Source organism: Diaphorobacter sp. JS3051 (assembly GCF_015832135.1).
Lineage (GTDB): Bacteria > Pseudomonadota > Gammaproteobacteria > Burkholderiales > Burkholderiaceae_C > Diaphorobacter > Diaphorobacter nitroreducens.
Genome location: NZ_CP065406.1, coordinates 3,359,090 through 3,379,784, shown reverse-complemented (window position 1 = coordinate 3,379,784; position 20,695 = coordinate 3,359,090). Strand labels below are relative to the sequence as shown.

The 20,695-nt window shown below is 65.7% G+C and carries 15 protein-coding genes and 5 pseudogenes; 12 read left to right on the top strand and 8 right to left on the bottom strand.

Annotated features, from left to right (window positions below; all coding sequences use genetic code 11):
- Positions 1 to 63 precede the first annotated feature (63 nt).
- A pseudogene (locus I3K84_RS16065) lies at positions 64 to 261 on the bottom strand (acyl-CoA thioesterase); the annotation flags it as partial.
- Positions 262 to 279: 18 nt separating this feature from the next.
- Entirely contained in the window at positions 280 to 510 is a 231-nt protein-coding gene (locus tag I3K84_RS16060; RefSeq protein WP_231403347.1) for a hypothetical protein, read from the bottom strand.
- A gap of 3 nt (positions 511 to 513) precedes the next feature.
- Here I3K84_RS16060 and I3K84_RS16055 point away from each other — a divergent pair, with 3 nt between their 5' ends.
- From I3K84_RS16055 to I3K84_RS16025, 7 genes and pseudogenes are all read left to right on the top strand, one after another.
- Positions 514 to 2,022, top strand: a complete 1,509-nt coding sequence (locus tag I3K84_RS16055) for a hypothetical protein (RefSeq protein ID WP_196994984.1) — start codon at positions 514 to 516, stop codon at positions 2,020 to 2,022.
- Between the two features lie 125 nt (positions 2,023 to 2,147).
- A complete protein-coding gene (locus tag I3K84_RS16050) occupies positions 2,148 to 3,149 on the top strand; it encodes an ABC-three component system protein (RefSeq protein WP_196994983.1) in 1,002 nt (333 codons plus the stop codon).
- A complete protein-coding gene (locus I3K84_RS16045; RefSeq protein ID WP_196994982.1) occupies positions 3,137 to 3,652 on the top strand; it encodes an ABC-three component system middle component 2 in 516 nt (171 codons plus the stop codon). The genes I3K84_RS16050 and I3K84_RS16045 overlap by 13 nt, the downstream gene beginning before the upstream one ends.
- On the top strand, positions 3,649 to 5,544 hold the full coding sequence (locus I3K84_RS16040; protein ID WP_196994981.1) for a hypothetical protein: 1,896 nt from the start codon (positions 3,649 to 3,651) through the stop codon (positions 5,542 to 5,544). The genes I3K84_RS16045 and I3K84_RS16040 overlap by 4 nt, the downstream gene beginning before the upstream one ends.
- Positions 5,545 to 5,654: 110 nt before the next feature.
- Positions 5,655 to 6,299 (top strand): annotated as a pseudogene (locus I3K84_RS16035) (ATP-binding protein); the annotation flags it as partial.
- A 170-nt stretch (positions 6,300 to 6,469) separates the two neighbouring features.
- On the top strand, positions 6,470 to 6,769 hold the full coding sequence (locus I3K84_RS16030) for a helix-turn-helix domain-containing protein (protein WP_016448653.1): 300 nt from the start codon (positions 6,470 to 6,472) through the stop codon (positions 6,767 to 6,769).
- A gap of 7 nt (positions 6,770 to 6,776) precedes the next feature.
- The gene (locus tag I3K84_RS16025; protein WP_016452132.1) at positions 6,777 to 8,132 is read left to right on the top strand and encodes a HipA domain-containing protein; all 1,356 of its coding nucleotides are present in this window, start codon (positions 6,777 to 6,779) and stop codon (positions 8,130 to 8,132) included.
- Positions 8,133 to 8,135: 3 nt separating this feature from the next.
- Here I3K84_RS16025 and I3K84_RS16020 read toward each other — a convergent pair whose 3' ends face one another.
- Positions 8,136 to 9,059: a LysR family transcriptional regulator gene (locus I3K84_RS16020; protein WP_016452133.1), complete on the bottom strand. Its 924-nt coding sequence runs from the start codon at positions 9,057 to 9,059 to the stop codon at positions 8,136 to 8,138.
- A 102-nt stretch (positions 9,060 to 9,161) separates the two neighbouring features.
- Between I3K84_RS16020 and I3K84_RS16015 the strand changes: the two genes are divergently transcribed.
- Together I3K84_RS16015 and I3K84_RS16010 are read left to right on the top strand one after the other, a co-directional pair.
- A complete protein-coding gene (locus I3K84_RS16015; protein ID WP_016452134.1) occupies positions 9,162 to 10,364 on the top strand; it encodes a YbfB/YjiJ family MFS transporter in 1,203 nt (400 codons plus the stop codon).
- A gap of 34 nt (positions 10,365 to 10,398) precedes the next feature.
- Positions 10,399 to 11,472 (top strand): nitronate monooxygenase family protein, encoded by a 1,074-nt coding sequence (locus tag I3K84_RS16010; protein WP_016452135.1) that lies wholly within the window; start codon positions 10,399 to 10,401, stop codon positions 11,470 to 11,472.
- Positions 11,473 to 11,485: 13 nt separating this feature from the next.
- Here the strand turns inward: I3K84_RS16010 and metC are convergent, their stop codons facing one another.
- The 3 genes and pseudogenes from metC to I3K84_RS15995 all read right to left on the bottom strand — a co-directional run bounded on the left by metC (position 11,486) and on the right by I3K84_RS15995 (position 15,093).
- Positions 11,486 to 12,703: a cystathionine beta-lyase gene (gene metC, locus I3K84_RS16005; RefSeq protein ID WP_016452136.1), complete on the bottom strand. Its 1,218-nt coding sequence runs from the start codon at positions 12,701 to 12,703 to the stop codon at positions 11,486 to 11,488.
- Positions 12,703 to 13,353: pseudogene (locus tag I3K84_RS16000) on the bottom strand (Bug family tripartite tricarboxylate transporter substrate binding protein); the annotation flags it as partial. The gene metC and the pseudogene I3K84_RS16000, both read right to left, overlap by 1 nt.
- Positions 13,354 to 13,543: 190 nt before the next feature.
- Positions 13,544 to 15,093 (bottom strand): annotated as a pseudogene (locus I3K84_RS15995) (IS91-like element ISPps1 family transposase).
- Between the two features lie 58 nt (positions 15,094 to 15,151).
- Between I3K84_RS15995 and I3K84_RS15990 the strand changes: the two are divergent.
- From I3K84_RS15990 to I3K84_RS15980, 3 genes are read left to right on the top strand one after another with little or no spacing between them, the layout of a single operon-like run.
- The gene (locus I3K84_RS15990) at positions 15,152 to 16,153 is read left to right on the top strand and encodes an IS1595-like element ISCsp2 family transposase (RefSeq protein WP_011805635.1); all 1,002 of its coding nucleotides are present in this window, start codon (positions 15,152 to 15,154) and stop codon (positions 16,151 to 16,153) included.
- On the top strand, positions 16,143 to 16,742 hold the full coding sequence (locus tag I3K84_RS15985; protein ID WP_031942814.1) for a TetR/AcrR family transcriptional regulator: 600 nt from the start codon (positions 16,143 to 16,145) through the stop codon (positions 16,740 to 16,742). The genes I3K84_RS15990 and I3K84_RS15985 overlap by 11 nt, the downstream gene beginning before the upstream one ends.
- The gene (locus I3K84_RS15980) at positions 16,739 to 17,524 is read left to right on the top strand and encodes an enoyl-CoA hydratase/isomerase family protein (protein WP_031942787.1); all 786 of its coding nucleotides are present in this window, start codon (positions 16,739 to 16,741) and stop codon (positions 17,522 to 17,524) included. Before I3K84_RS15985 ends, I3K84_RS15980 begins: the two co-directional genes overlap by 4 nt.
- A gap of 1,091 nt (positions 17,525 to 18,615) precedes the next feature.
- Here the strand turns inward: I3K84_RS15980 and I3K84_RS22320 are convergent.
- Positions 18,616 to 19,674, bottom strand: a pseudogene (locus I3K84_RS22320) (maleylacetate reductase); the annotation flags it as partial.
- 5 nt (positions 19,675 to 19,679) lie between these two features.
- Positions 19,680 to 20,693, bottom strand: coding sequence for a tripartite tricarboxylate transporter substrate binding protein (locus I3K84_RS15970; protein WP_196994979.1), 1,014 nt, complete (start codon positions 20,691 to 20,693; stop codon positions 19,680 to 19,682).
- Between the last annotated feature and the right edge of the window lie 2 nt (positions 20,694 to 20,695).

Here is a 20,695-nt window from a genome sequence, read left to right as displayed (position 1 = left end):
GGTAGCTTGGCTGCGGACTTACTTGCGCGCAGGGCAGTGGCACCGGCTGCGTGTGCTGCGTGTGACATGAATGGGTTCGCGAAACACCACCTGATCGACACTTCGCGTCACCACGTACTGACCCGACCAGCGGCTGGCGCAGGCGTAAGCCACCTGATCGAGCAGCTTAAGAATAGTGCCGCCATGAACATTGCCGGCGAAGTTGACTGTGTCGGGTGTCATCAGCACGGTCATCGAAGTCTGGTGGCGCGGCAGGTCCATCGGCTCGTCCCGGGCCTCTCAGCCGTGGCGACGCGTCGGTGCGCGTAGCGTCACGATTTCTTCGGCCGCCGTCGGGTGTACCGGAAGCACAGTGTCGAACTGTGCTTTGGTCGCCCCCATTTGCAGCGCTATGCCCGCCAACTGAATCATCTCGGCAGCCTCCAGGCCGACGATGTGGACGCCGAGCACGCGATCGCTTAAGCGATCCACGATCACCTTGATGAGCATGCGTTCGGGTTGGGCCGACATGACTTGGACAGTCTGCTGCCTGATGAGCAACGTCGAGCGATCGAGGTTTGTCAGCAATTTGCAGGAGCACAGTCACGCTTTTTGTTCACTACCCGCAACAATGTTACGGCTTCGGCGGCTTCTTCCATCGAGATCCGGGGCTTCGACCAAGAGGAGCTCGCTGATTTCACTAGTTCGTGGTGCGAGCGACTCAGACTCGCGCCATTGAGTGCGAATGACTTGGAGCACCTCATGAAGACGACCGGCGGTTCACCGCTCTTCGTCGAGTCCGTCCTGCGCTTGCTCCGTGGGGGCATGCCTATCGCGGATGCACTCAAACAATGGCGTAACCATCTCGGTCTAGAAGTACGCAATGCAGCGCTGAAGCGCGAGGTCCTGCAGTTGCGCCTTGAAGCTAAAAAGATGCTCGTCATCATATCAACCCTGGGTTCTTGCTCCTTCGCTGAAGTCAAGGACATCCTGGGGTTCAGCGACACCACGATGGTGGACGTCGCCAACGATCTGCAAACGCTTTTCCTAATTGACAGTCCTCAGATCGCGGGAACGCCTCGCTACGCGATTTCCACGACGACCCGACAACTGGTGCGGTCGTTGGGGAAGGAGGTGCTTCCTGAGTACGACGAACTGGTCAAGAAGGTACACACCAGCAAGTACCGCTCAGTGGTCAACGACAAGGCCACGCCTCTAAGATCGGTTGCAGCCGCCATCAATCAGGCGATGGCTCAGATAGCCGGAGGCACTCCCGACCTAGCAGTAAAGACTGTGGATGAAGTTAACGAACGGCTAGGGGGCAGGAACGCTGACCTGTTGTCCGTGCGTGCGAGGGCGCTCGCCGCGATGCAGAGCTCATCGGCAGGTGACATCCGCCGTGCCTTTGAGAGGTCCTATGACGCAGGCCAGCGTAAGGACATCTTCTTTGACCAGTGGTACAAGACTGAGATCGCGTCGACGGACTTCGATGGTGCGATTGGAGTGGTCGATCGCGCATTGAAGAGCGACGCTGGCAACTCAATTTACTGGTTGAGCCGGCGCATTGATGCACGCGCCTATGCCGTTCAGCGGTATCAAGCTAACGACCCCGAACACGCAGCAACTCAGGTACGCAATGCGCTGGCAGATATCAAGAGCATGAAGGCTGCGGCAGTTTCTTCCAAACAGCCGCTGATGGTGGAATCTGCGCGTCGATATGCCGAGAAATTTTCTGATCTTCAGTGGGGCATCGCGAGGCCGAGTGGCGTTATGGAGAAGTGGCTTAGCACAATTACCATGCAGCTGGAGTGCATTGAGCTGGAAGACCAGCGTGTCGATACCTACTTGCGGCTAGCTGTTGCGTTTGTTGGTTTTTGGAAGGCCTTGTCAGCAAACAGTGAGTCCGCGCAATCTTTGCTCGATCAGCAATTGCGTATCATCAAGGACTGCTACAAAAGGGCACCTCGCTGGGTGGCACAAGATGCCAACTTCCAGGTAGCACGTCGTGACCTCGACTTGGTGAACTGGGCTGGTGCTCGCTGAGTAGCAGAATTTTCATTGGTCGGCCGGAAGCACTCTCGAAAATATCGCCATTTTTTGGTAGGCAGCCAATCATCGGGCGATCACATCCCGCACCCCATCAAAGACAGGACCAGGGAGGAGCCCCTTTGCGTAAGAACTACCCCGGCTTAATCTCAGTGCTGAATGCGGCAGAACTTGAGGATTTTGTCGACGATTGGCTAGAGCAGCGTTACAAGGACTACCACTCTCATGAACGCTGGAGCGGCACAGGAGACAGGGGCCGCGATGTCACCGGCTACGTCACCGACCGCAGGATGGATGGGCCGTGGGACAATTACCAGTGCAAACAACTCAGCACGAAGCTGTCGGAGAAGGCGCTTTTTGTTGAACTGGGCAAAATCTTCATGCACTCGGCCGCTGGTACCTACTCACTACCGAGGGCATATACCTTTGTGGCGCCTTTGGGCGTGGTACGAAAGGTGCGCGAATTCGTAGCACACCCCGACACGCTCAAGCAGGCGTTTCTGGATCTCTGGAACACATACATAGCGGATGACTTAGTCGAGAACGCGACGGTGACGCTGTCACCGGAGATCGAGGGCAAGATCCGCGCTTTCAACTTCGCGCAGGTTCACTGGCTCGACGCAAGCCGATTAGCCAAGGATCCGGCATGCATGCCAGCCTTGGTAAAGTGGTTCGATGCCGATCCGGGTCAAAGCCCGAGGGGCATCGTGCCCGATGCAATCCAGGATAACGAGTCGGCGTACCTGAGCCAGCTGGTGTGCATCTACGAGGAGCGGGGGCCAGGGACCTACGCCGATCCAGAGGCAGCGCTGGCATGCCCGACTCATGGAGAGCACCTCAGGATCCAGCGGACGCGATTTTTTGACGCCACGGCGTTTGACCGCTTTTACCGGGACTCGACGCCGGTCGATTTCGTCAAGACTTTCCGTCACGAAGTTCACAGTGGTGTCGTCGATGTGCACCAAGACGAACACTCCAGTAAGTTCACTCGCCTAAACAAAGTCATGCAGCAAGCTGCGCTGCTGCAGACGTCGGGCATATTAGGCCGACACGCAGGGCCACATGTAAAACAGGGCACCTGCCACATGCTCGCAAACGAGGGAGTAATGCCATGGGACCGTTAAGAAGGCAATCACCTCGGACGCACCCCTTCAACAGTGCGCTGGAGACGGGCATTCGCGCTCTGGTCGTGTTGGAGGCCTTCCACCCGCGACGCTTTGACCTTTTGGAGATGACCTGGCTGGATCATCTGGTGGTGCATACCGGAGATCTGGACGACATCGAAGCGCCGGGTAGCCTTCATCCTGCCTTACCCAATCGCGCCGCCGAATTGGTGGTCCGCCGTCCGCTCTTGGAGAAAAGCCTTCGCTTGATGCAGCAGTTGCACCTAGTCGACGTCTTCGAGACCGAAGATGGCATCACCTATGGAGCAAGCGACGATGCTCCGATCTACCTCGATCTGCTGCAGGCGCCATACACCTTCGCGCTAAAGGACCGGGCCCAGTGGATGGCCGAGCGTTTTGCCGATCTGTCGTCGACGGACATACGCGCGCAGATGGAAAAGCGCATCAGCCGATGGACCGCGGACTTCTGTGCCGACGAGTCGTTCAAAGGGATCCAGTCATGAAGGGCATTCGACTGCGCCATCTGGCTTTCACCGGACCTACCATAGAGCCTGCCAAGCTCAATTTCGTCAACGGCCTGAACATCATCTACGGCGCATCGAACACCGGCAAGTCGTTCGCGTCCGAGGCCATACTCTTCATGCTCGGCGCTGTGAAAAAGTTGCCAGAGAACGACGAAATCAAGCCGTACGACGCGGTGTGGCTGGGCGTGACCCTCGGCGAAGAAGGCGACTTCACGCTCTATCGGCCGATTGCAGGCGGAAATCTCAAGCTCTTCCCTGGACTCATCAGCTCCCACCCGACAGGCAAGGCTGAAGTGTTGAAGTGGCGGCACAAAGAGAAGGCTATCGACACTGCCTCTTACCGCATTCTGAAAGCCTTGGGCCTACATGACCGGTGGATCGTGCGCAACGCAGGAAGCGGGGAAAAGGAACAACTGTCGATCCGAGTCCTGGCGAAGTACGCCGTGGTCGGAGAAGAAGACATCATGTCCAAGCGTAGCCCGGTTTTGCTGTCGGGCAACCACCCGGATCGCACCCTAGAGCAGAACCTGTTCAAGCTGCTGCTCACAGGTCAGGATGACGCTGCCATTGTGACGATCCCGACCCAGACGGAGCGGGTCGCCGCAAAAGCCGGCAAGCTGGAGCTTATCGACGATATGCTGGCCCAGCTTGACAGGCAACTGGAAGAAGAATCGCGAGACCGCACCGAAGCCGAGAGGCAACTTTCCGAACTAGAAGCCAATGGCACCATAACGTCGGCGGAGTTACAGACTGTACAGGCTGCATTGGACCAATGCGCAGCTGAGCGGCGTGGTGCAGTAGATCACCGTCAGTCCCTGACCACGCGCGCGGCTGAGCTCGACATCACCCTGGAACGTTTCATAAAGCTGCAGGCGATCTATAGCTCAGACCTTGACCGGCTACATTCCATCGAGGAAGGTGGCAGTCTGCTCGCGGCAATGTCAGAACGCGATTGCCCGGTGTGCGGAGCGCCACCTAGCGCTCAGAAGCACCTACATGCGGTCGAAGAAATCGCCACTACGCACAATGCCGCCGCTGCAGAGGCGCGCAAGATTGAACGCGAACAGCGCGAGCTGTCCCACGTGATCGACTCGCTTGGGTTGGAAGCGTTAGCGCTGGCAGCGTCCATCTCTTCGCTGGATGATGACATCGAAGAGTTCGATCGGAACGCTCTCGGCTTGCGTCCGGCAGAGGCAACGCTGCGTTTGAGCTTCGAGGCTTTTAACACGCGGCGCGCGGAGCTCGGGAAAGTGATAGAACTCCACAAGTGGCGTGAAACGCTGGCCGCCCGGCGCGCAGCCATCGACGCGGCATCCACCAAGAGCGACCGCGACTCGCTACCTGTTGGTCCTGATTCCTCAACTGTGTTCAGCTTCGGCGAGACCATTAAGGAGGTATTGACCGCGTGGGGCTTTCCAGATGCGGACAAGGTGCAATTCGATCCCAAAGCCAACGACATCACCGTCGCAGGTAAGGCGAGGGATGCAAACGGCAAGGGTGTACGCGCTGTGCTGCACGCAGCCTTCAACGTTGCCATGGCGATCCACTGCATCGATAACGGCTTGCCACATCCAGGCTTCATCGTTCTCGATACCCCGCTACTGACCTATCGCGAGCCACTCAAATCTCGGCATGGCGAGCTGTCGGATGACGAAAAGGCACTGAAGGCATCCAGCTTGGCCGAGAAGTTCTACAGGCATCTCGCTAGCCTTGAAGGCAAGCTGCAAGTCATCGTGCTCGAGAACTCCGATCCGCCAGCCGATATCGAGGATATTGCGTTCATCGAGGTTTTCACTGGCGTGCTAGGCGAGGGCCGGTACGGCCTTCTGTCAGTACGTGGCCGTGGACAACCGGCGCGGGGTGCTTCCTGAAACTGAAAGCGAGCGGTTCGGGATGGCTGCATTTTTGTTGTAATTGACGCAAATTCATCAGAGTTGCTTGCAAATTTGGTGGAATGTGGCGGTAACTATGTTCGTGCCCACCTGGCGAGATCTCGCAGTCCCATCACGGAGTACTGTTTCTGGACGAATTCCCCGAGTTCGCGCGCAGTGCGCTGGAGGCGCTGCGCGAGCCGCTGGAGACCGGCCAGATCACCATCGCCAGAGCCGCCCAGCGCTGCGAATTCCCCGCGCGCTTCCAGCTCGTCGCGGCCATGAATCCCTGCCCCTGCGGCCATTGGGGGTCGACGGTGCAGCGCTGCCGCTGCACGCCCGACAAGGTGGCGCGCTACCAGGCGCGCATCAGCGGCCCGCTGCTGGATCGCATCGACCTGCATGTGGAAGTCGGCGCCCTGCCCCCGCAGGAGCTGCTGGCCGCGCGCTCGGGCGAAACCAGCGAGGCCGTGCGCGAGCGCGTGGTCCAGGCCCGCGCGCTGGCCCTGCAGCGCCAGGGCAGTGCCAACCACCAGCTCCAGGGCCAGGCCCTGGACGACCACCTGGGCCTGTCGCCCGAGGCCCTGGCCTTCGCCCACAAGGCCGCCGCACGCCTGGGCTGGTCGGCCCGCAGCACCCACCGCGCGCTCAAGGTGGCGCGCACCATTGCCGACTTGGCCGGCAGCGCGGCTGTGGAGACCGGGCATGTGGCCGAGGCCATGCAGTATCGGAGGGTGTTGCGGTTGCCTTCATGAGGATCTGCATTGGACGCGGTTGCATGGTTGTCGGAATTATTTCTGATATTCCGAAATTTCCTCCTGAATGAAACGAAGTACTCCTGAATTTCGGAATATTGGAAATTGTTTTGAAAATTCCCTAAGAAATCCTAGAATTTCGGAATATCAGAAATAAAGCCAATTCATCCATGCCGTCTTCCACGCCCATGAACGGCCCGCAGCAGGATCCCCTGCAGCCCGGGGCCGTGGTCATCGCTGACCTGTCCAGGCTCGGCGCCCAGATCCGTGCCATGCGCAAGGCCCAGCACCTGCGCATCGATGACACGGCAGCCCTGTGCGGCGTGTCGCTGGATCTGCTCTCCCGTCTGGAGAACGGCAAGGGCGGCGTGGGCTCCGACAAGCTGCTGGCCGTACTCGACGGGCTGGGCCTGGCCATGGTCATCGCGCCCAAGCAGGACGCCCTGATGGCACGACTTCCACGGGCCTGAAGCGCACATGGCCACGTCGCCGTCGCTTTCGCTTTCGCTGTGGAACGATGTCGGCACGCACGTGGCCGATGTGACCCACGAACCGCACAACGATTTCTGGGGGCTGCGGTATGCGCCTGCATGGCTGGAGCAGGAACGGCCTTTCTACCTGGCGCCCTGCCTGCCGCTGGCCGCTCCCGAAGGGGGCTACGACTCGCGCTCCATCCGGCGTTTCATCGAGAACCTGCTGCCCGAAGGCGCGGTGCTGGATGTGGTGGCCAGAAGTCAGGGCATAGGCAAGGGCAACATCTTCGGTCTGATACGCGCCCTCGGCGCCGAGACCACCGGGGCTTTCCGGTTTCAGGCCGACGGCAGCAAGCCCGATCCCCAGGCCGCCAATACCGCTCGCCCCATATCGACAGCCGAACTCGCCCAACGCATTGCAGACCGAGACACGCGCCCTTTCATCGAGTGGGATGGCAAAGTGCGCATGTCGGTGGCCGGCTACCAGGACAAGCTGCCCGTGCACGTGGAAGGCGAGAGCGTGCAGGAAGGCACCATCTTCCTTCCCGACAACGTTCCGTCCACCCACATCCTCAAACCCCAGCCGCGCGACAGCGCGGTGCCGCACATGGTGGTGAACGAGCATTTCTGCATGCGCCTGGCAGCGGCCATGCGCTTGCCTGCAGCCGAGGTGCAGATGCTGCACGTGCCACAGCCGGTGCTGGCAGTCAGGCGCTTTGACCGCGTGCGGCAGGCGCCGCAAAGGCGGGTCGTGCGCACCCACATCATCGATGCATGCCAAGCGGGCGATCTTCCCGTCAGCTACAAGTACGAGCACCACATCGGCAGCGTGGGCGATGCCCGGCTATACCGCGACGGCATGAGCTTTCCCCGGCTGTTCGGTCTACTGGAGCACTCGGTGGCGAAGGCTGCGGACAAGCTGGCAATGATCCGATGGGCGTTGTTCCAGATACTGATCGGCAATGGCGACGCACATGGCAAGAACTTCTCCTTCCACGTGCTGCCGCAGGGCCTGGCGACCGCACCCTGGTACGACCTCGTCAGCGTGGCCCAGTATCCCGATGTATCCCAGGAACTGGCCATGGCCTTCGGCGACTGCTTTGCGCTGGAGGAACTCACACCCTTCGAGTTTGCGCATTTCGCGCACCTGTGTGCGATAGACCGCAGGCTGCTCACACGTGAAGCCCAGCGCATGGCCAAGGCAGCCCCTGGTGCGGCGGCCAAGGTTCTGGGCGAATCGCCTTACACGCCAGAAGAACACGCCTTCGCCCAGCGCATCGCCGCCTATGCGACCGCCCAGGCCCAAAGACTGGTGGACGTCGCCCAGAAGGCAGCAGCCTTGCCTTCCGATCTGTTCTGAGTTTCAGGCAGACGCTGCCGGGACGGCTTCCATGCCCAGGGCCTCTTCGCCCTGCACACCCTCGATCCCCAGCACCTCCACGCACGCATGCAGCGCAGGCGACCAGCCCTGGCGCGCGGGCACGACGAACCAGGTTTCCACGCGGGCGACTTCCTGGGCGAGTGCGCCGGGCAGGGCCGTGATGTGCACGCCGAAGCGGTGCTGCTGGGCCTGGACCACGCTGCGCGGCAGCAGGCCGTAGCCCATGCCGGCGGCCACGCAGCCGAGGATGGCGTCCAGCGATCCCATTTCCATGATGCGTGCGGCCACGCCGCGCGTGGCCAGCAGCAGTTCGATGCGCTGGCGGTAGCTGCAGCCCTGGCGGAAGGCCAGGAAGGGCACGGCGCTGAGCTGGGCGGCATCGGGAAAGCGCGGCAGCGCGAATGCGGTGACCAGCACCAGTTCCTCCTCGAAAACCTTCCAGCCCTGCAGCCGCGACTGGGGCGGCATGCCCGAGACGAAGGCGCAGTCCAGCCGCCCTGCCAGCAGGTCAGCCAGCAGCTCGGCCGTGGTGGCCGTGCGCAGCTCCAGGTCCAGGCCGGGCCGGGCCTGGTGCAGGCGCGCCAGCAGCGGCGGCAGGCGCAGCGCGGCCGTGGTTTCCATGGAGCCTATGCGCAGCGCGCCGGCGGCCCGGGCGCTGCCCTGCAGCAGGGCCAGCGCCTCGTCATGGTCGGCCAGCATGCGCCGCGCGTATTGCTCCAGCAGGCGGCCGGCAGGCGTGGCGTGCACGGGAGCGCTGCGCTCCAGCAACTGCACGCCAGCCTCGTCCTCGAGCTTTTTCACATGGGCCGTCACGTTGGACTGCACGGTGTGCAGTTGCTGCGCGGCGGCGCCGAAGCTGCCGCTGTCGCAGACGGCCAGGAACATGCGCAGGGACTTCAATTGCATCGCGGCTCCAGTGGCATTCATCTTCAATCGAGATCGACGCCATCATTTTGAATCATTGGACATGATGACTCCGGCGGCTTAAGGTATGCCCATCCTCCCCGCATGGCGCCCACTCCCGTGATCCAACGCAACGAAACTTCCCTGCTGCTGACCGGCTTCATGGCCACGCTCAGCGGCGTCGGCCTGGCGCGCTTTGCCTACACGGCGCTGATGCCGCAGATGGTGCATGCCGGCTGGTTCAGCGGCGAGCAGGTGGCCTATCTGGGCGCGGCCAATCTGCTGGGCTATCTGATCGGGGCGCTGGCCGCCGCGCCGCTGGCCGAACGCCTGGGCGCGCTGCGCGTGCTGCTGTGGTGCTGGGTGGCCCTGGCGCTGAGCTTTGCGGCCTGCGCCTGGCCGCTGCCCATGCCCTGGTTCTTTGCCTGGCGCTGCATCTCGGGCATTGGCGGCGCCATCCTGATGGTGCTGGGCCCCTCCGTGGCCCTGGCGGCCACGCCCCTGCAGCGGCGTGCGGCCCTGGGGCCGCTGATGTTCTGCGGCATAGGTGCCGGCGCCCTGCTGTCGGCCACGCTGATACCGCTGCTGGCGCGCCAGAGCCTGGGTGCCGTCTGGTGGGCGCTGGCGGCGGTCTGCGCCTGGGCCGGCTGGCTGGGCTGGCGCCATGTGCGGCGGCTGCCGGTGCCTGCGCCCATCGCCATCACGCCCCATGCCCGGCCCGTGCCCGCCGCGCCCCTGTGGACGCTGCCCGTGGTGCTGGTGATGCTGGCCTATATGACGGACGCCTTCGGCTTTGTGCCGCACACGGTGTTCTGGGTGGACTACCTGGCGCGCGAGTTGCAGTTGGGCGATGCCTATGCCTCCACGCAGTGGGCCGTGTTCGGCCTGGGCGCCATTGCCGGGCCGCTGGTGGCCTCGCTGTGCGCCACGCGCTTTGGCTGGTGGGGCACGACCACGGGCGCCTATGCGGTCAAGACCCTGGCCATTGCCATGCCGCTGTTCTGGGTGGGATTTGCGGGGCATGCGACCTCGTCCTTCCTGGTGGGCGCGCTGTCGCCGGGCATGGCGGCCATCACCTCGGGCTACCTGATGCAGCTGATCGGCCCCGTGCAGCACAAGCGCATGTGGGGCTATGCCACGGCGGCCTTTGCGCTGATGCAGGCCGTGTCGGGGTATGTCATGGCCTGGAGCTATGCGGGCCTGGGCTCGTACCAGCGCCTGTTCGTCATCGGCAGCGTGTCGCTGCTGCTGGGCACGCTCATGATCGCCGCCAGCCGCGCCAGCGCGCGCCGGCAGGCTGCCGCATGAGTGCGCGGATTCGAGACAGGAAACAAGGAGTCGTATGAGCACCGCAAAGACCGCGTGGATGGCCCGCCTTGGCATGCGCCATCCCATCATCCAGGCCCCCATGGCCGGAACGTCCACGCCCGCGCTGGCGGCCGCCGTCACCGATGCGGGCGGCCTGGGCTCGCTGGGCATTGGCGCCAGCGGCACGGAGCAGGCACGCCAGCAGATCGTGCAGGCGCGCGCGCTGACTTCGGGCGCCTTCAACGTCAACCTGTTCTGCCACCGGCCGGCCCGGGCCGATGCGCAGCGCGAGGCCGCCTGGCTGGCCCATCTGGCGCCCGAGTTCGCGCGCTTTGGCGCCACGCCGCCTGCCACGCTCAACGAGATCTACGCCACCGCCGTCGGCAACGCCGCGCTGCAGGCCATGCTGCTGCAGGAGCGGCCCGCCGTGGTGAGCTTTCATTTCGGGCTGCCTGAGCAGGGCTTCATCGACGCGCTGCGCGCGGCCGGCGTCGTGACCCTGGCCAGCGCCACGTCGCTGGACGAGGCGCGCCAGGTGGAGCAGGCCGGTGTCGAGGCCATCGTGGCCCAGGGCGTGGAGGCCGGGGGACACCGCGGAACGTTCGATCCCGCGCAGGACCGCATGATGGGCACCTTCGCCCTGGTGCGCGTGCTGGCGCGCAACACGGCCCTGCCGGTGATCGCGGCCGGCGGCATCATGGATGGCGAAGGCATCGCGGCCGCGCTGGGCCTGGGCGCCTGTGCGGCGCAGCTGGGCACGGCCTTCATCCTCTGCCCTGAATCGTCCGCCAGCCCGGCCTACCGTGCCGAGCTGCGCAGCGAACGCGCCCACCACACAGGCATCACCGCCGCCATCTCGGGCCGGCCGGCGCGCGGCATGGTCAACCGGCTGCATGCGCTGGGCGCCAGCCATGGCCAGCCCCTGCCCGACTATCCGCGCGTCTACGACGCAGGCAAGGCGCTGCACCAGGCGGCCTCGGCGCAGGGCAGCTCCGACTACGCAGCCCACTGGGCCGGCCAGGGTGCGCCGCTGGCGCGCGAGATGCCGGCCGCTGCGCTGGTGCAGACGCTGGCCGGCGAGCTGGCGAGCGCTCAGGCAGGCCGCTAGAGCGTGTTATCCACTAAAGTGCCGCCAGCCCCTGCTCCAGATCGGCGATGAGGTCGCGCGGCGACTCCAGACCGATGTGCAGGCGCACCACGGGCCCGCGCGCACTCCAGTCGGTGACGCTGCGCGCCTGCGCCATGTGCGCGGCCGTCGCCAGGCTCTCGTAGCCGCCCCAGGAGGCGCCGATGCCGAAGAGGCGCAGGCCGTCGATGAAGCGGTCCACGGCGGCCTCGGCGGTGCCGGGCTGCAGCTCCAGCGACACCAGGCCGTTGGTGCCCTGGCAGTCGCGCAGCCACAGCGCATGGCCGGGGTGCGTGGGCAGCGCGGGGCAGAACACGGTGGCCACGGCCGGGTGCTGCTGCAGCCAGTGCGCCACCTCCAGCGCATGCGCCTCGTGCATCTGCAGCCGTGCGGCCAGCGAGCGCATGCCGCGCAGCACCAGCCAGGCATCGTCGGGGCTGACCGCCATGCCGAAGGCATCGCAGCGCGCGGCCAGCGGCTCCCAGGCGGCCTCGGTGGTGGCCACGGTGCCCATCATCACGTCGGAGTGGCCTGACAGGTACTTGGTGGCTGCCATCACCGAGACATCGGCCCCCAGCGCCAGCGGCCGGTACTGGCAGCCCGATCCCCAGGTGTTGTCGGCCACGACCAGAGCGCCGCGCGCATGGGCCATGGCCGCCAGCGCGGGCAGGTCGCACATTTCGTAGACCAGCGATCCCGGGCATTCGGCATAGACCATGCGGGTGTTGGGGCGCATGCGCGCCTGGGCGTCGCTGCCATCGGCCGCGAAGAAGTCGTACTCGATGCCGTAGGGCCGCAGCCATTGGCCGGCCAGGTGGCGCACAGGCTGGTAGGCGCTGTCGGTCAGCAGCACATGGTCGCCGGGGCGCAGGTAGCTGAGCAGGGCCATGCCGATGGCCGCCAGGCCGGTAGGCAGCAGCCGCGTGCGGTGGGCGCCTTCCAGCTCGCTGACGGCATCTTCCAGCGCAAAGCCGGTGGGTGTGCCGCGCGCGCCGTAGCTGAAGATGCGCTCGCCGGCGCGGCGCTCGCGCATCTCGCGCTGCTGTGCCGTGCTCTCGAACAGCACGGTGCTGGCGCGCACCAGGGGCGGGTTGACGGCCGTGCCGCCCGCATAGGTCGGGCGCTTGCCCGCATGCAGCAGCCGGGTCTGCAGGTCCAGCGCGGGGGCGCCAGAGGCCGATGATCCAGGCACGGGGGCGTGTTCGGCAGCCATCAGTCGATCTTCGCGCCCGAGAGCTTGACCACGCGCGACCAGCGCTCCATGTCCTGGCGCAGCTGGGCGGCAAAGGCTTCGGGCGTATTGGCCACGACTTCGCTGCCGCCATCGACGACCAGCTTGGTCACTTCCGGCAGTTGCAGGGTGCGCACGATGGCGTCGTGCAAGAAGGCCACGCGCTCGGGCGGCGTGCCGGCGGGAGCGAAGAAGCCGTACCAGTCCTCGAAGCGCGCATTGCGCAGGCCCAGTTCCTCCAGCGTGGGCACCTTGCCGAACACGCCGATGCGGCGCGGGCTGGTGACGGCCAGCGCACGCACCTGGCCCGCCTGGATCATGCCGGCCACGGACGAGGTGGAGGTGATCAGCACATCGACCTGCTGGCCCAGCAGATCGTTGATGGCCGGCCCCGCGCCCTTGTAGGGCACATGGGTCATGGGCACGCCGTTTTCCTTGGACAGCACCACGCCCACCAGGTGCGACAGCGTGCCGTTGCCGGGCGTGGCATAGGTGACGCGGCCCGGCTCGCCCTTGCTGCGCGCCACCAGGTCGGCAAAGCTCTTGAGGGGCGAGGCCGAGGCGACCACGATGGCCAGCGGCGCCGCGTTGATCTGCGTGATGGGCACGAAGTTCTTGAGCGGATCAAACCCCGACGGATAGGAAATTCAACCGCATGAGGCCAAGTATGGCACGAGTTTTGGGCCTCGAAACACGTTCGGCCAAGGAAGGTTGAGCGCTCGCTTGCCGCTCAATGGCAAGAGCTTGGGAGGCAGTATGCATTTGGGCCTGGCGCGCGCGCAGCTGCTTCCCCGCAGCGATGGATACCGCCGCTTCACTGGGTCACCAATTGACGCGCTGGTCTACCTCGTCGGGTTGAGCTGCCAGATCCCAATCCGGCTCGCCTTGCGCACCATCATCCACCGGCGCGTCGCAGCCCTCCCACAGCGGTGGCCCGCGTGCCGGGGTGATGTGCGGGGGGGGCAGACTCCACCCCGATGTGGTTCAGGATGTGGCGGATTTCGGCGCTGTGGGTGATGAAGGCAATGATGCGCATCTGCCCACCGCACATGGGGCACAGCAGCGGAAATGCCTCGTAGATGCGGGCAATCAGCACCGCCCACAAGTAATGCGCCGCTCGCTTCGGGCGTGCTTCAGGTTCGGGTGTGGGTGTGGCCGCGTTGCCCGGCGCCGCCACCCCAGGTACGCCCGCGCCAGGTTGTGCAGTCTCCACCGTGGCTGGTTGCGACGCAGCAGGCTGAGCCAGCGCCGTTACCGCCGCTCTCAGCGGCGAGTTTGGTGCCAGCACACCAAAGTAGCGGTGCCGGTGGGTGCGTGGCGGTGGCACCAGCGCGGCGATGCGGTCGATCAGTTCCAGCGGTGTGAGGTGCAGCTCATCTGCCTTGGCACCACGCTTGTCACTGGTGGGCTCGCTGCGCTGTTTGGCACAGCGGTACACCAGTTTGCTTCCCTCTTTGCGTAGGCGCTCCATGGAAAACGGTGGACGCGCGCAATAGCGCAGCAGCCGCTCCAGCGCAGCGCGGTCGTGGGCTTCGATGCACACCCCCGCATCCACCGAGAAGCCGCTGTGTTTGTAGCCCAGCATGTCTTTGGCGTCACAGTTCTCCAGCAGGCCCCGAGCAACGAAGGCGCGCAGGATACGTTTTTGCAGTGTGGTCTGCACTGGGGCCACGGTAGCCGCATCGATGCCGGTGGCCGCGTGAAAGATGACACCCGGCGATGAGATTCGAGGGGTCGCATCAGCATCGCCCTCGCCCTCCACTTCCTCAAACACCCCGTCCACCACACAAACGTGGAAGTGGACGTGTTCATTGAGGCCGGAGCCGAATCGGTGAATGAAGGCGATGGCACCGATGTGCAGGCCTGCCTTGTCCATATGGGCCGCACCGGGGCTGTGGGTCTGCAGAGTTTGTGCGATCACCCGCAGAAAGATGCGCAGCACCATGCTCAGCACCGCTCCGTCGCGCTTGCATGAAGTACCGAAGCCGCTTGGGCACCGACAGCACCCACTGGCGCACCGGCAGGCGGGGGAAAACGTGGTCGCTCAGGTGTGCCGCCGTCTCCACCATCCGCCGCGTGGTGCACGAGGGGCAGACTCCCCGGCCTTTGCAGGAGAAGGCTACAAAGTAGTCGTGCCCACAGTCGCCGCAGCGAGCGCGGGCAAAGCCATGGGCAAAGATGCCGCACTCAAGATACTTGGCAAACGCTTTGCGCACGAAGGGCTTGGGGGTGTGGTGGTCGCCCTGGCCGTCGAACTGACCCGCGCTGGCCAACTCTAGCCAGGTCTCGTAGTGCTCGGCTACCGTTTGGTAGAGCAGCGTGCGTTCGGGGTGGCGTGGGTTGTAGAGCTTGGGCTTGGAAGTGGCTGACATGAATACTGTACAAATGCAAGGGGTATCTATTTAGCTCCAGTGACGTGAGAATAGCTGGATGGAAACCCAGATGCTAACGCCAACTCCTGGAGGGGACTACCCCCGCACCTGGAACGAATTTCTTGACTGGTTTGCCACCGAAGAGGCTTGCCAGGCGTTCCTGGAGAAGCTTCGGTGGCCCCAAGGCTTCGTCTGCCCGCGTTGCGGCAACGCTGGCGATGTGTACCGCGCCAGCCGCACCCGCCTGATGTGCCGCTCATGCCAGTACCAAGGCACAGTGACATCTGGAACCATCTTTGACAAGACGCGCACACCGCTGCGTGTCTGGCTGGCTGCAGCTTGGTACCTGACCAATCAGAAACAAGGCGTGAGCGCCCTGGGGCTGCAGCGCGTATTGGGTTTGGGGAGCTACCAGACCGCCTGGACCATGCTGCACCGGTTTCGACGTGCCATGGTCCGCCCGGGCCGGGACAAGCTCAAGGGGCTTGTGGAGGTGGATGAAACGTACCTGTCCATCACGGATCGCAAGAATCCCGCCACCCCTGCAGGGCGCAAGAGCAGCACCACCAAAGTGTTGATGGTCATGGCGGTGGAGATCGTGGAGCCCAAGGGGTTTGGGCGCATCCGGTTACGCCGCATTGACCGAGACGCCGCCACCCACGTAATCCCCTTTGTGCAGGAGGTGGTCGAGCCTGGAGCCCAGGTACGCACGGATGGTTCGGCGGCATACCGCGCTCTGGGAGAACTGGGTTACACCCACCAGCGCACCGTCATGCTCGGCTCAGGCGTACCTGCCCATGTCTCCATGGCGGGAGTGCACCGGGTCGCCTCACTGGTACAGCGCTGGGTGCTGGGAACACATCATGGCTCTGTACAGCCAGACCACCTGGACGCCTATCTCGATGAATTCGTGTTCCGTTTCAACCGGCGCACATCCAGCTCACGCGGGATGCTGTTTTACCGCTTGCTGCAGCAAGCGGTGGTTACGCCGCCAGTGACGTATGGGGATGTCGTGAGCAAGAACACCGGGGAGAGCCAATCGGATACCATTGCTGGATGAAATCACAGTATCAATGGGGCTGCTGGAGCTAAATAAGAAGCTCCATGTGAGCAAGCCCACGCTGTACTACTACGTCAAGAGCAAGGACGACATCCTGCTCGAATGCGTGCGCGCGGCGCTGGCCATGATGCAGGAGGGCATTGCCGAGGTGCGCCAGCAGGGCGGCCGCGCGCTGGACCAGCTGCAGGCCTGCATGCGCAGCTACGCGGCCATCGTGATGGACGACTTCGGCCAGTGCGTGATCCGCATCGGCGAAGACCCGCTGCCGCCGCCGCTGCGCAAGGAGCTGCGCCGGCTCAAGGCCGGCATCGACCACGAGTTCCGCCGGCTGGTCGAAGAGGGCATTGCCGAAGGCTCGCTGCAGCCCTGCGATCCCAAGCTGGCGGCCTTCATGCTGGCCGGCGCGCTGAGCTGGATCGGCCGCTGGTACCGGCCCGACGGCGCCATGGCGCCCGAGCAGATCGCCGAGCAGGGCATTGCGCTGCTGCTGGGCGGCGTGCTCGCCCCCGTTCCCGCCGTTCCCCCTGTTCCCCCAGCTGCCGCCACCCGCCAACCGGGCCGGCGCGCACCACGAAAGAGCCCCGCATGACGCAAGACGACGCCCCCCTGCAGATCGGCCGCGAAGGCGCGGTCGCCACGCTGCGCTTCAACCGCCCGGCCACGCTCAATGCGCTGGACGTGCCCATGGCCGAGGGCTTTCTCGCGGCCGTGCGCGACATCGCCGCCGACAGCAGCGTGCGCGCCGTGCTGCTGTCGGGCAGCGGCAAGGGCTTCATGGCCGGCGGCGACCTGGCGGTGCTGCAGGCCGATCCGCAGGGCGGCGCCAAGGCGCTGATCGGCCCGCTGCACGAGGCGCTGGTGGTGCTGGCCGGCATCGATGCGCCCGTGGTGGCCCAGGTGCACGGCGTGGCGGCCGGCGCCGGCCTGTCGCTCATGCTGCAGGCCGACTTCGTGCTCGCGGCCGAGGGCACGCGCTTCAACCTGGCCTACGTGAACATCGGCACGAGCTGCGACGTGGGTGCCTCCTGGGCGCTGCCGCGCTGGGTCGGCCTGCGCCGTGCGCTGGAGATCGCCATGCTGGGCGACATGCTCGACGCGGCGGCGGCCGAGCGCATGGGCCTGGTCAACCGCGTGGTGCCGGCCGATGCGCTGGCGGGCGAAGCCATGGCGCTGGCGCAGCGGCTGGCCAATGGCCCGACGGTGGCGCTGGGCCAGCTGCGCCGGCTCATGCGCGCGAGCTTTGACCGCGCGCTGCCCGAGCAGCTTGATGCGGAGTCGGCGGCGTTCCAGGTGTGCGCCGCGACGGACGATTTCCGCACCGGCGTGGACGCGTTCTTCGCGCGCCAAAAGCCTGACTTTCTGGGGCGCTGATGCGGGCCGGCTGGGGTGTTCTCCGCATGGAACAGCGAGGGTGGGGCATGCCACCTTGGCGTCAGGGCCCGCCAGAGATGCACAACCGCTCAGTCCAGCCCGTCGAGCCGCACCAGGTTCGAGGCCGTGGGCGTGGAGCCCCCGTACCAGTGGAAGCCGATGAAGCCGCCATCGTTGATGGCGTAGGCGCTGTGTTCGCCGCTGCGCCAGACCATGGCAGTGCTGCCCACCAGTTCGGGTCCGATGCCTGGCACCTCCGAGACGCGTCCCTCAGGGGTGACGCGCAGGATTTCGCGCCGGTGCGTGGTGACATACAGGTTGCCGCTCGGGGAGAAAGCGAAGTCGTCCGCGCGCAGCGGTTCCACGAAGACCTGCACGGCGCCGGGCCGCAAGTCGGCACCGAGCGGAATGCGCAACATGGCCACGCGCGCCGTGTTGGAAACGTACAGGTGCCCGGCGTGGATCTTCAGGCCGTTCGCGGCCGGTGTGGGCAGCGCGAAGCCGGGTGGCACATCCAGTAGCGCGTCGCGCACGAAGGGGCTGGCGCTGCGGGCGGCGACATCGAGCAGCCATACCGTGCCGCCGCGGCCGTCGGCGATCAGGATGCGGCCTGGCGCGAGCAGGGTCATGCCGTTCAGCGCGCGTGCCTGCTCGATCTTCAGAAAGGGTTGCGGTGCCTCGCCGCGGCGTTGGCGCCAGACCCACTGCGTGGGCGGCGAGGTCTTGTCCACGATGCCGCGCTCGGCCGCACCGAAGTACAGCGTGCCATCGCTGTCGAACACCATGCCCCATGGATGGACGTCGAGCCGGGCGTGCACGCTGAATCCCTTGTCGTCCACGTAGCGCAACAGCTGGCGGTTGTGGAAGTCGGTGACATACAAGGCGCGGTCCGGGCCCTCGGCGATGCTTTCGAGGAAGGAGGGGCCAGACTGCTGGGCGACGACGCGCGCCTGCACAGTGCGCTCTGGCGGCGTGCCGGAGCCGCTGGCGCAGGCGACCAGTGCGGCGCAACTGGCTGCGGCGATGCAGGTTTGTAGACGTGTCATGGGGTCGTCTCCGTCGTTCGGTGTTGTTGAGAGGTTTGGCGGCCGCGGCGCCGCACCTTCGAACGCCTCCTGCAGCAAGTTCCGCAGCGGCGCAGCCTCGATCGGCCGTGGATTGGGGTAGGCGTCGCGCAGGGCCAGCGCGCACGCCTTGTCCAGGTCTTCTTCCCGCATGCCGATGTCGCGTAGCGCGGTGGGTGCGCCCAGTCGCCGCGCCAGCGTGTGCACGCCCAGCGCGGCATCGGCGGTTCCCAGCGCGGCGGCGATGCGCTGCATGGCGTGCGGCGCCGCCTTGGCGTTGTAGGCCAGCACGTGCGGCAGCACCACGGTGTGCAGCTCGGCGTGCGGCAGGTTGAAGCTGCCGCCCAGCGTGTGGCACAGCTTGTGGTGCAGGGCCATGGACACGCTGCCCAGCACCAGGCCGCACAGCCAGGCGCCGTACAGCGCATCGCTGCGCGCGTGCAGGTCGTGCGGCGCGGCGTGCAGCGCGGGCAGCGCGCGGCCCAGCGCGGCGATGCCCTCGGCCGCCATCAGGCCCATGACCGGGTTGCCGTCGGCCGCGTACAGGCCCTCGGCCGCGTGCGCGATGGCGTTGATGCCGCTCACCACCGACAGGCCCACCGGCAGTGCCAACGTGAGTTCGGGGTCGTACAGCACGCTGCGCGGCAGCACGCGCACGTCGCGGCCGGTGCGCTTGAGGCCGTTCTCGGTCAGCCCGTAGATGGGCGTCATCTCCGAGCCCGCGTAGGTGGTGGGGATGGCCAGCACCGGCAACGGCGAGACCAGCGCAATCGCCTTGGCCAGGCCTACGGTGGAGCCGCCGCCCACGGCCACCAGCGCATTGGCGCCGGCCTGTGCTGCCGCAGCGCGCGCGGCCTCGGCGCTGGCCATGGGCACGTGCATCACCGCCCCGTCGAAGATGCCGGCGGCGCGCGGCCCGAGCAGGGCCGCCACGGCTTCGGCCTGGGCACGCTGCGGCGCGGTGCACAGCACCAGGGCCTTGTGCGCGCCCATCCGCTCCAGCTCGGCCGGCGCCTGCGCCAGCGTGCCGGCGCCGAACAGCACACGCTGCGCCCGGCTCTCGTAGGTGAAGGGCTGGTTCTGCACGGCGCTCACTCCACGCTGATCTTGCGCTTGGCGATGAGCTCGCCCCAGCGCTGGCTCTCGCGCTGCACCAGCTGGTCCATGGCGGCGCGGTCGCCGGCCACCACCTCGAAGCCGTTGTCGGCCATGCGGCGCGCCAGCGCCGGGTCGCGCAGCGTGGCCGCCATCGCCACCGAGAGCTTGTCCAGCACCGGCGCGGGCGTCTTGGCCGGCGCCACCATGCCGACCCAGGAGTAGATCTCGAAGCCCTTGTGCGCCTCGGCCACGGCCGGCACCTGGGGCAGTGCGGCGCTGCGCGCCTGCGAGGTCACGGCCAGCGCACGCAGCTTGCCGGCCTGCACGTGCGGCAGCACCAGTGGCAGGCTGGCGATCATCGAATCGACATGGCCGCCCAGCAGGTCGGCGATGGCCGGGCCGCCGCCTTTGTAGGGCACGTGCAGGCCGCGGCTGCCGGCGGTCTTGTGGAACAGCTCGGCCGCCAGGTGGTTAGAGCTGCCAGCGCCCACCGAGGCGTAGGTCACTTCGCGCTGGCGCGCGGCGGCCACGTAGTCCTGCACGGTCTTGTAGGGAGAAGCCGCGGGCACCACCAGCACCATGGGCGAGCGCACGGCATAGGAGACGCCAGCGAAGTCGCGCAGCGTCTCGTAGGGCAGCTTGCGGTGGATGTGCTGCTCGGTCGCGTAGGAGTCGAACACCATGGCCACCGTGTAGCCGTCGGGCGCGCCTTTGGCCAGTTGGGCCATGCCGATGGTGCCGCCGGCGCCGCCGCGGTTGTCCACCACCACCTGTTGGCCCAGCCGCTCGCGCAGCGGCTCCTGCAGCATGCGGGCCACCTTGTCCACGGTGCCGCCAGCAGCGAAGGGCACGATCAGCGTGAGCATGCGGCTGGGGTAGTCGTCGGCACGCGCCGGTCCTGGGCCGGCCAGCAGCAGCGCCGCGGCCGCACCCAGCAGCGCCTGGCGTCGGCGCAGGGTTGTTGCGGGAATGCACCCGTGGGCGCGTGGTGTCTCGTGTGTGTGCATGG

Excerpts from the sequence above, each read along its gene's own strand:
- I3K84_RS16060 (WP_231403347.1), bottom strand. The coding sequence starts at position 510 with ATGTCGGCCCAACCCGAACGCATGCTCATCAAGGTGATCGTGGATCGC.
- I3K84_RS16045 (WP_196994982.1), top strand. The coding sequence starts at position 3,137 with ATGGGACCGTTAAGAAGGCAATCACCTCGGACGCACCCCTTCAACAGT.
- I3K84_RS16040 (WP_196994981.1), top strand. The coding sequence starts at position 3,649 with ATGAAGGGCATTCGACTGCGCCATCTGGCTTTCACCGGACCTACCATA.
- I3K84_RS16030 (WP_016448653.1), top strand. The coding sequence starts at position 6,470 with ATGCCGTCTTCCACGCCCATGAACGGCCCGCAGCAGGATCCCCTGCAG.
- I3K84_RS16025 (WP_016452132.1), top strand. The coding sequence starts at position 6,777 with ATGGCCACGTCGCCGTCGCTTTCGCTTTCGCTGTGGAACGATGTCGGC.
- I3K84_RS16020 (WP_016452133.1), bottom strand. The coding sequence starts at position 9,059 with ATGCAATTGAAGTCCCTGCGCATGTTCCTGGCCGTCTGCGACAGCGGC.
- I3K84_RS16015 (WP_016452134.1), top strand. The coding sequence starts at position 9,162 with ATGGCGCCCACTCCCGTGATCCAACGCAACGAAACTTCCCTGCTGCTG.
- I3K84_RS16010 (WP_016452135.1), top strand. The coding sequence starts at position 10,399 with ATGAGCACCGCAAAGACCGCGTGGATGGCCCGCCTTGGCATGCGCCAT.
- metC (WP_016452136.1), bottom strand. The coding sequence starts at position 12,703 with ATGGCTGCCGAACACGCCCCCGTGCCTGGATCATCGGCCTCTGGCGCC.
- I3K84_RS15990 (WP_011805635.1), top strand. The coding sequence starts at position 15,152 with ATGGAAACCCAGATGCTAACGCCAACTCCTGGAGGGGACTACCCCCGC.
- I3K84_RS15980 (WP_031942787.1), top strand. The coding sequence starts at position 16,739 with ATGACGCAAGACGACGCCCCCCTGCAGATCGGCCGCGAAGGCGCGGTC.
- I3K84_RS15970 (WP_196994979.1), bottom strand. The coding sequence starts at position 20,693 with ATGCACACACACGAGACACCACGCGCCCACGGGTGCATTCCCGCAACA.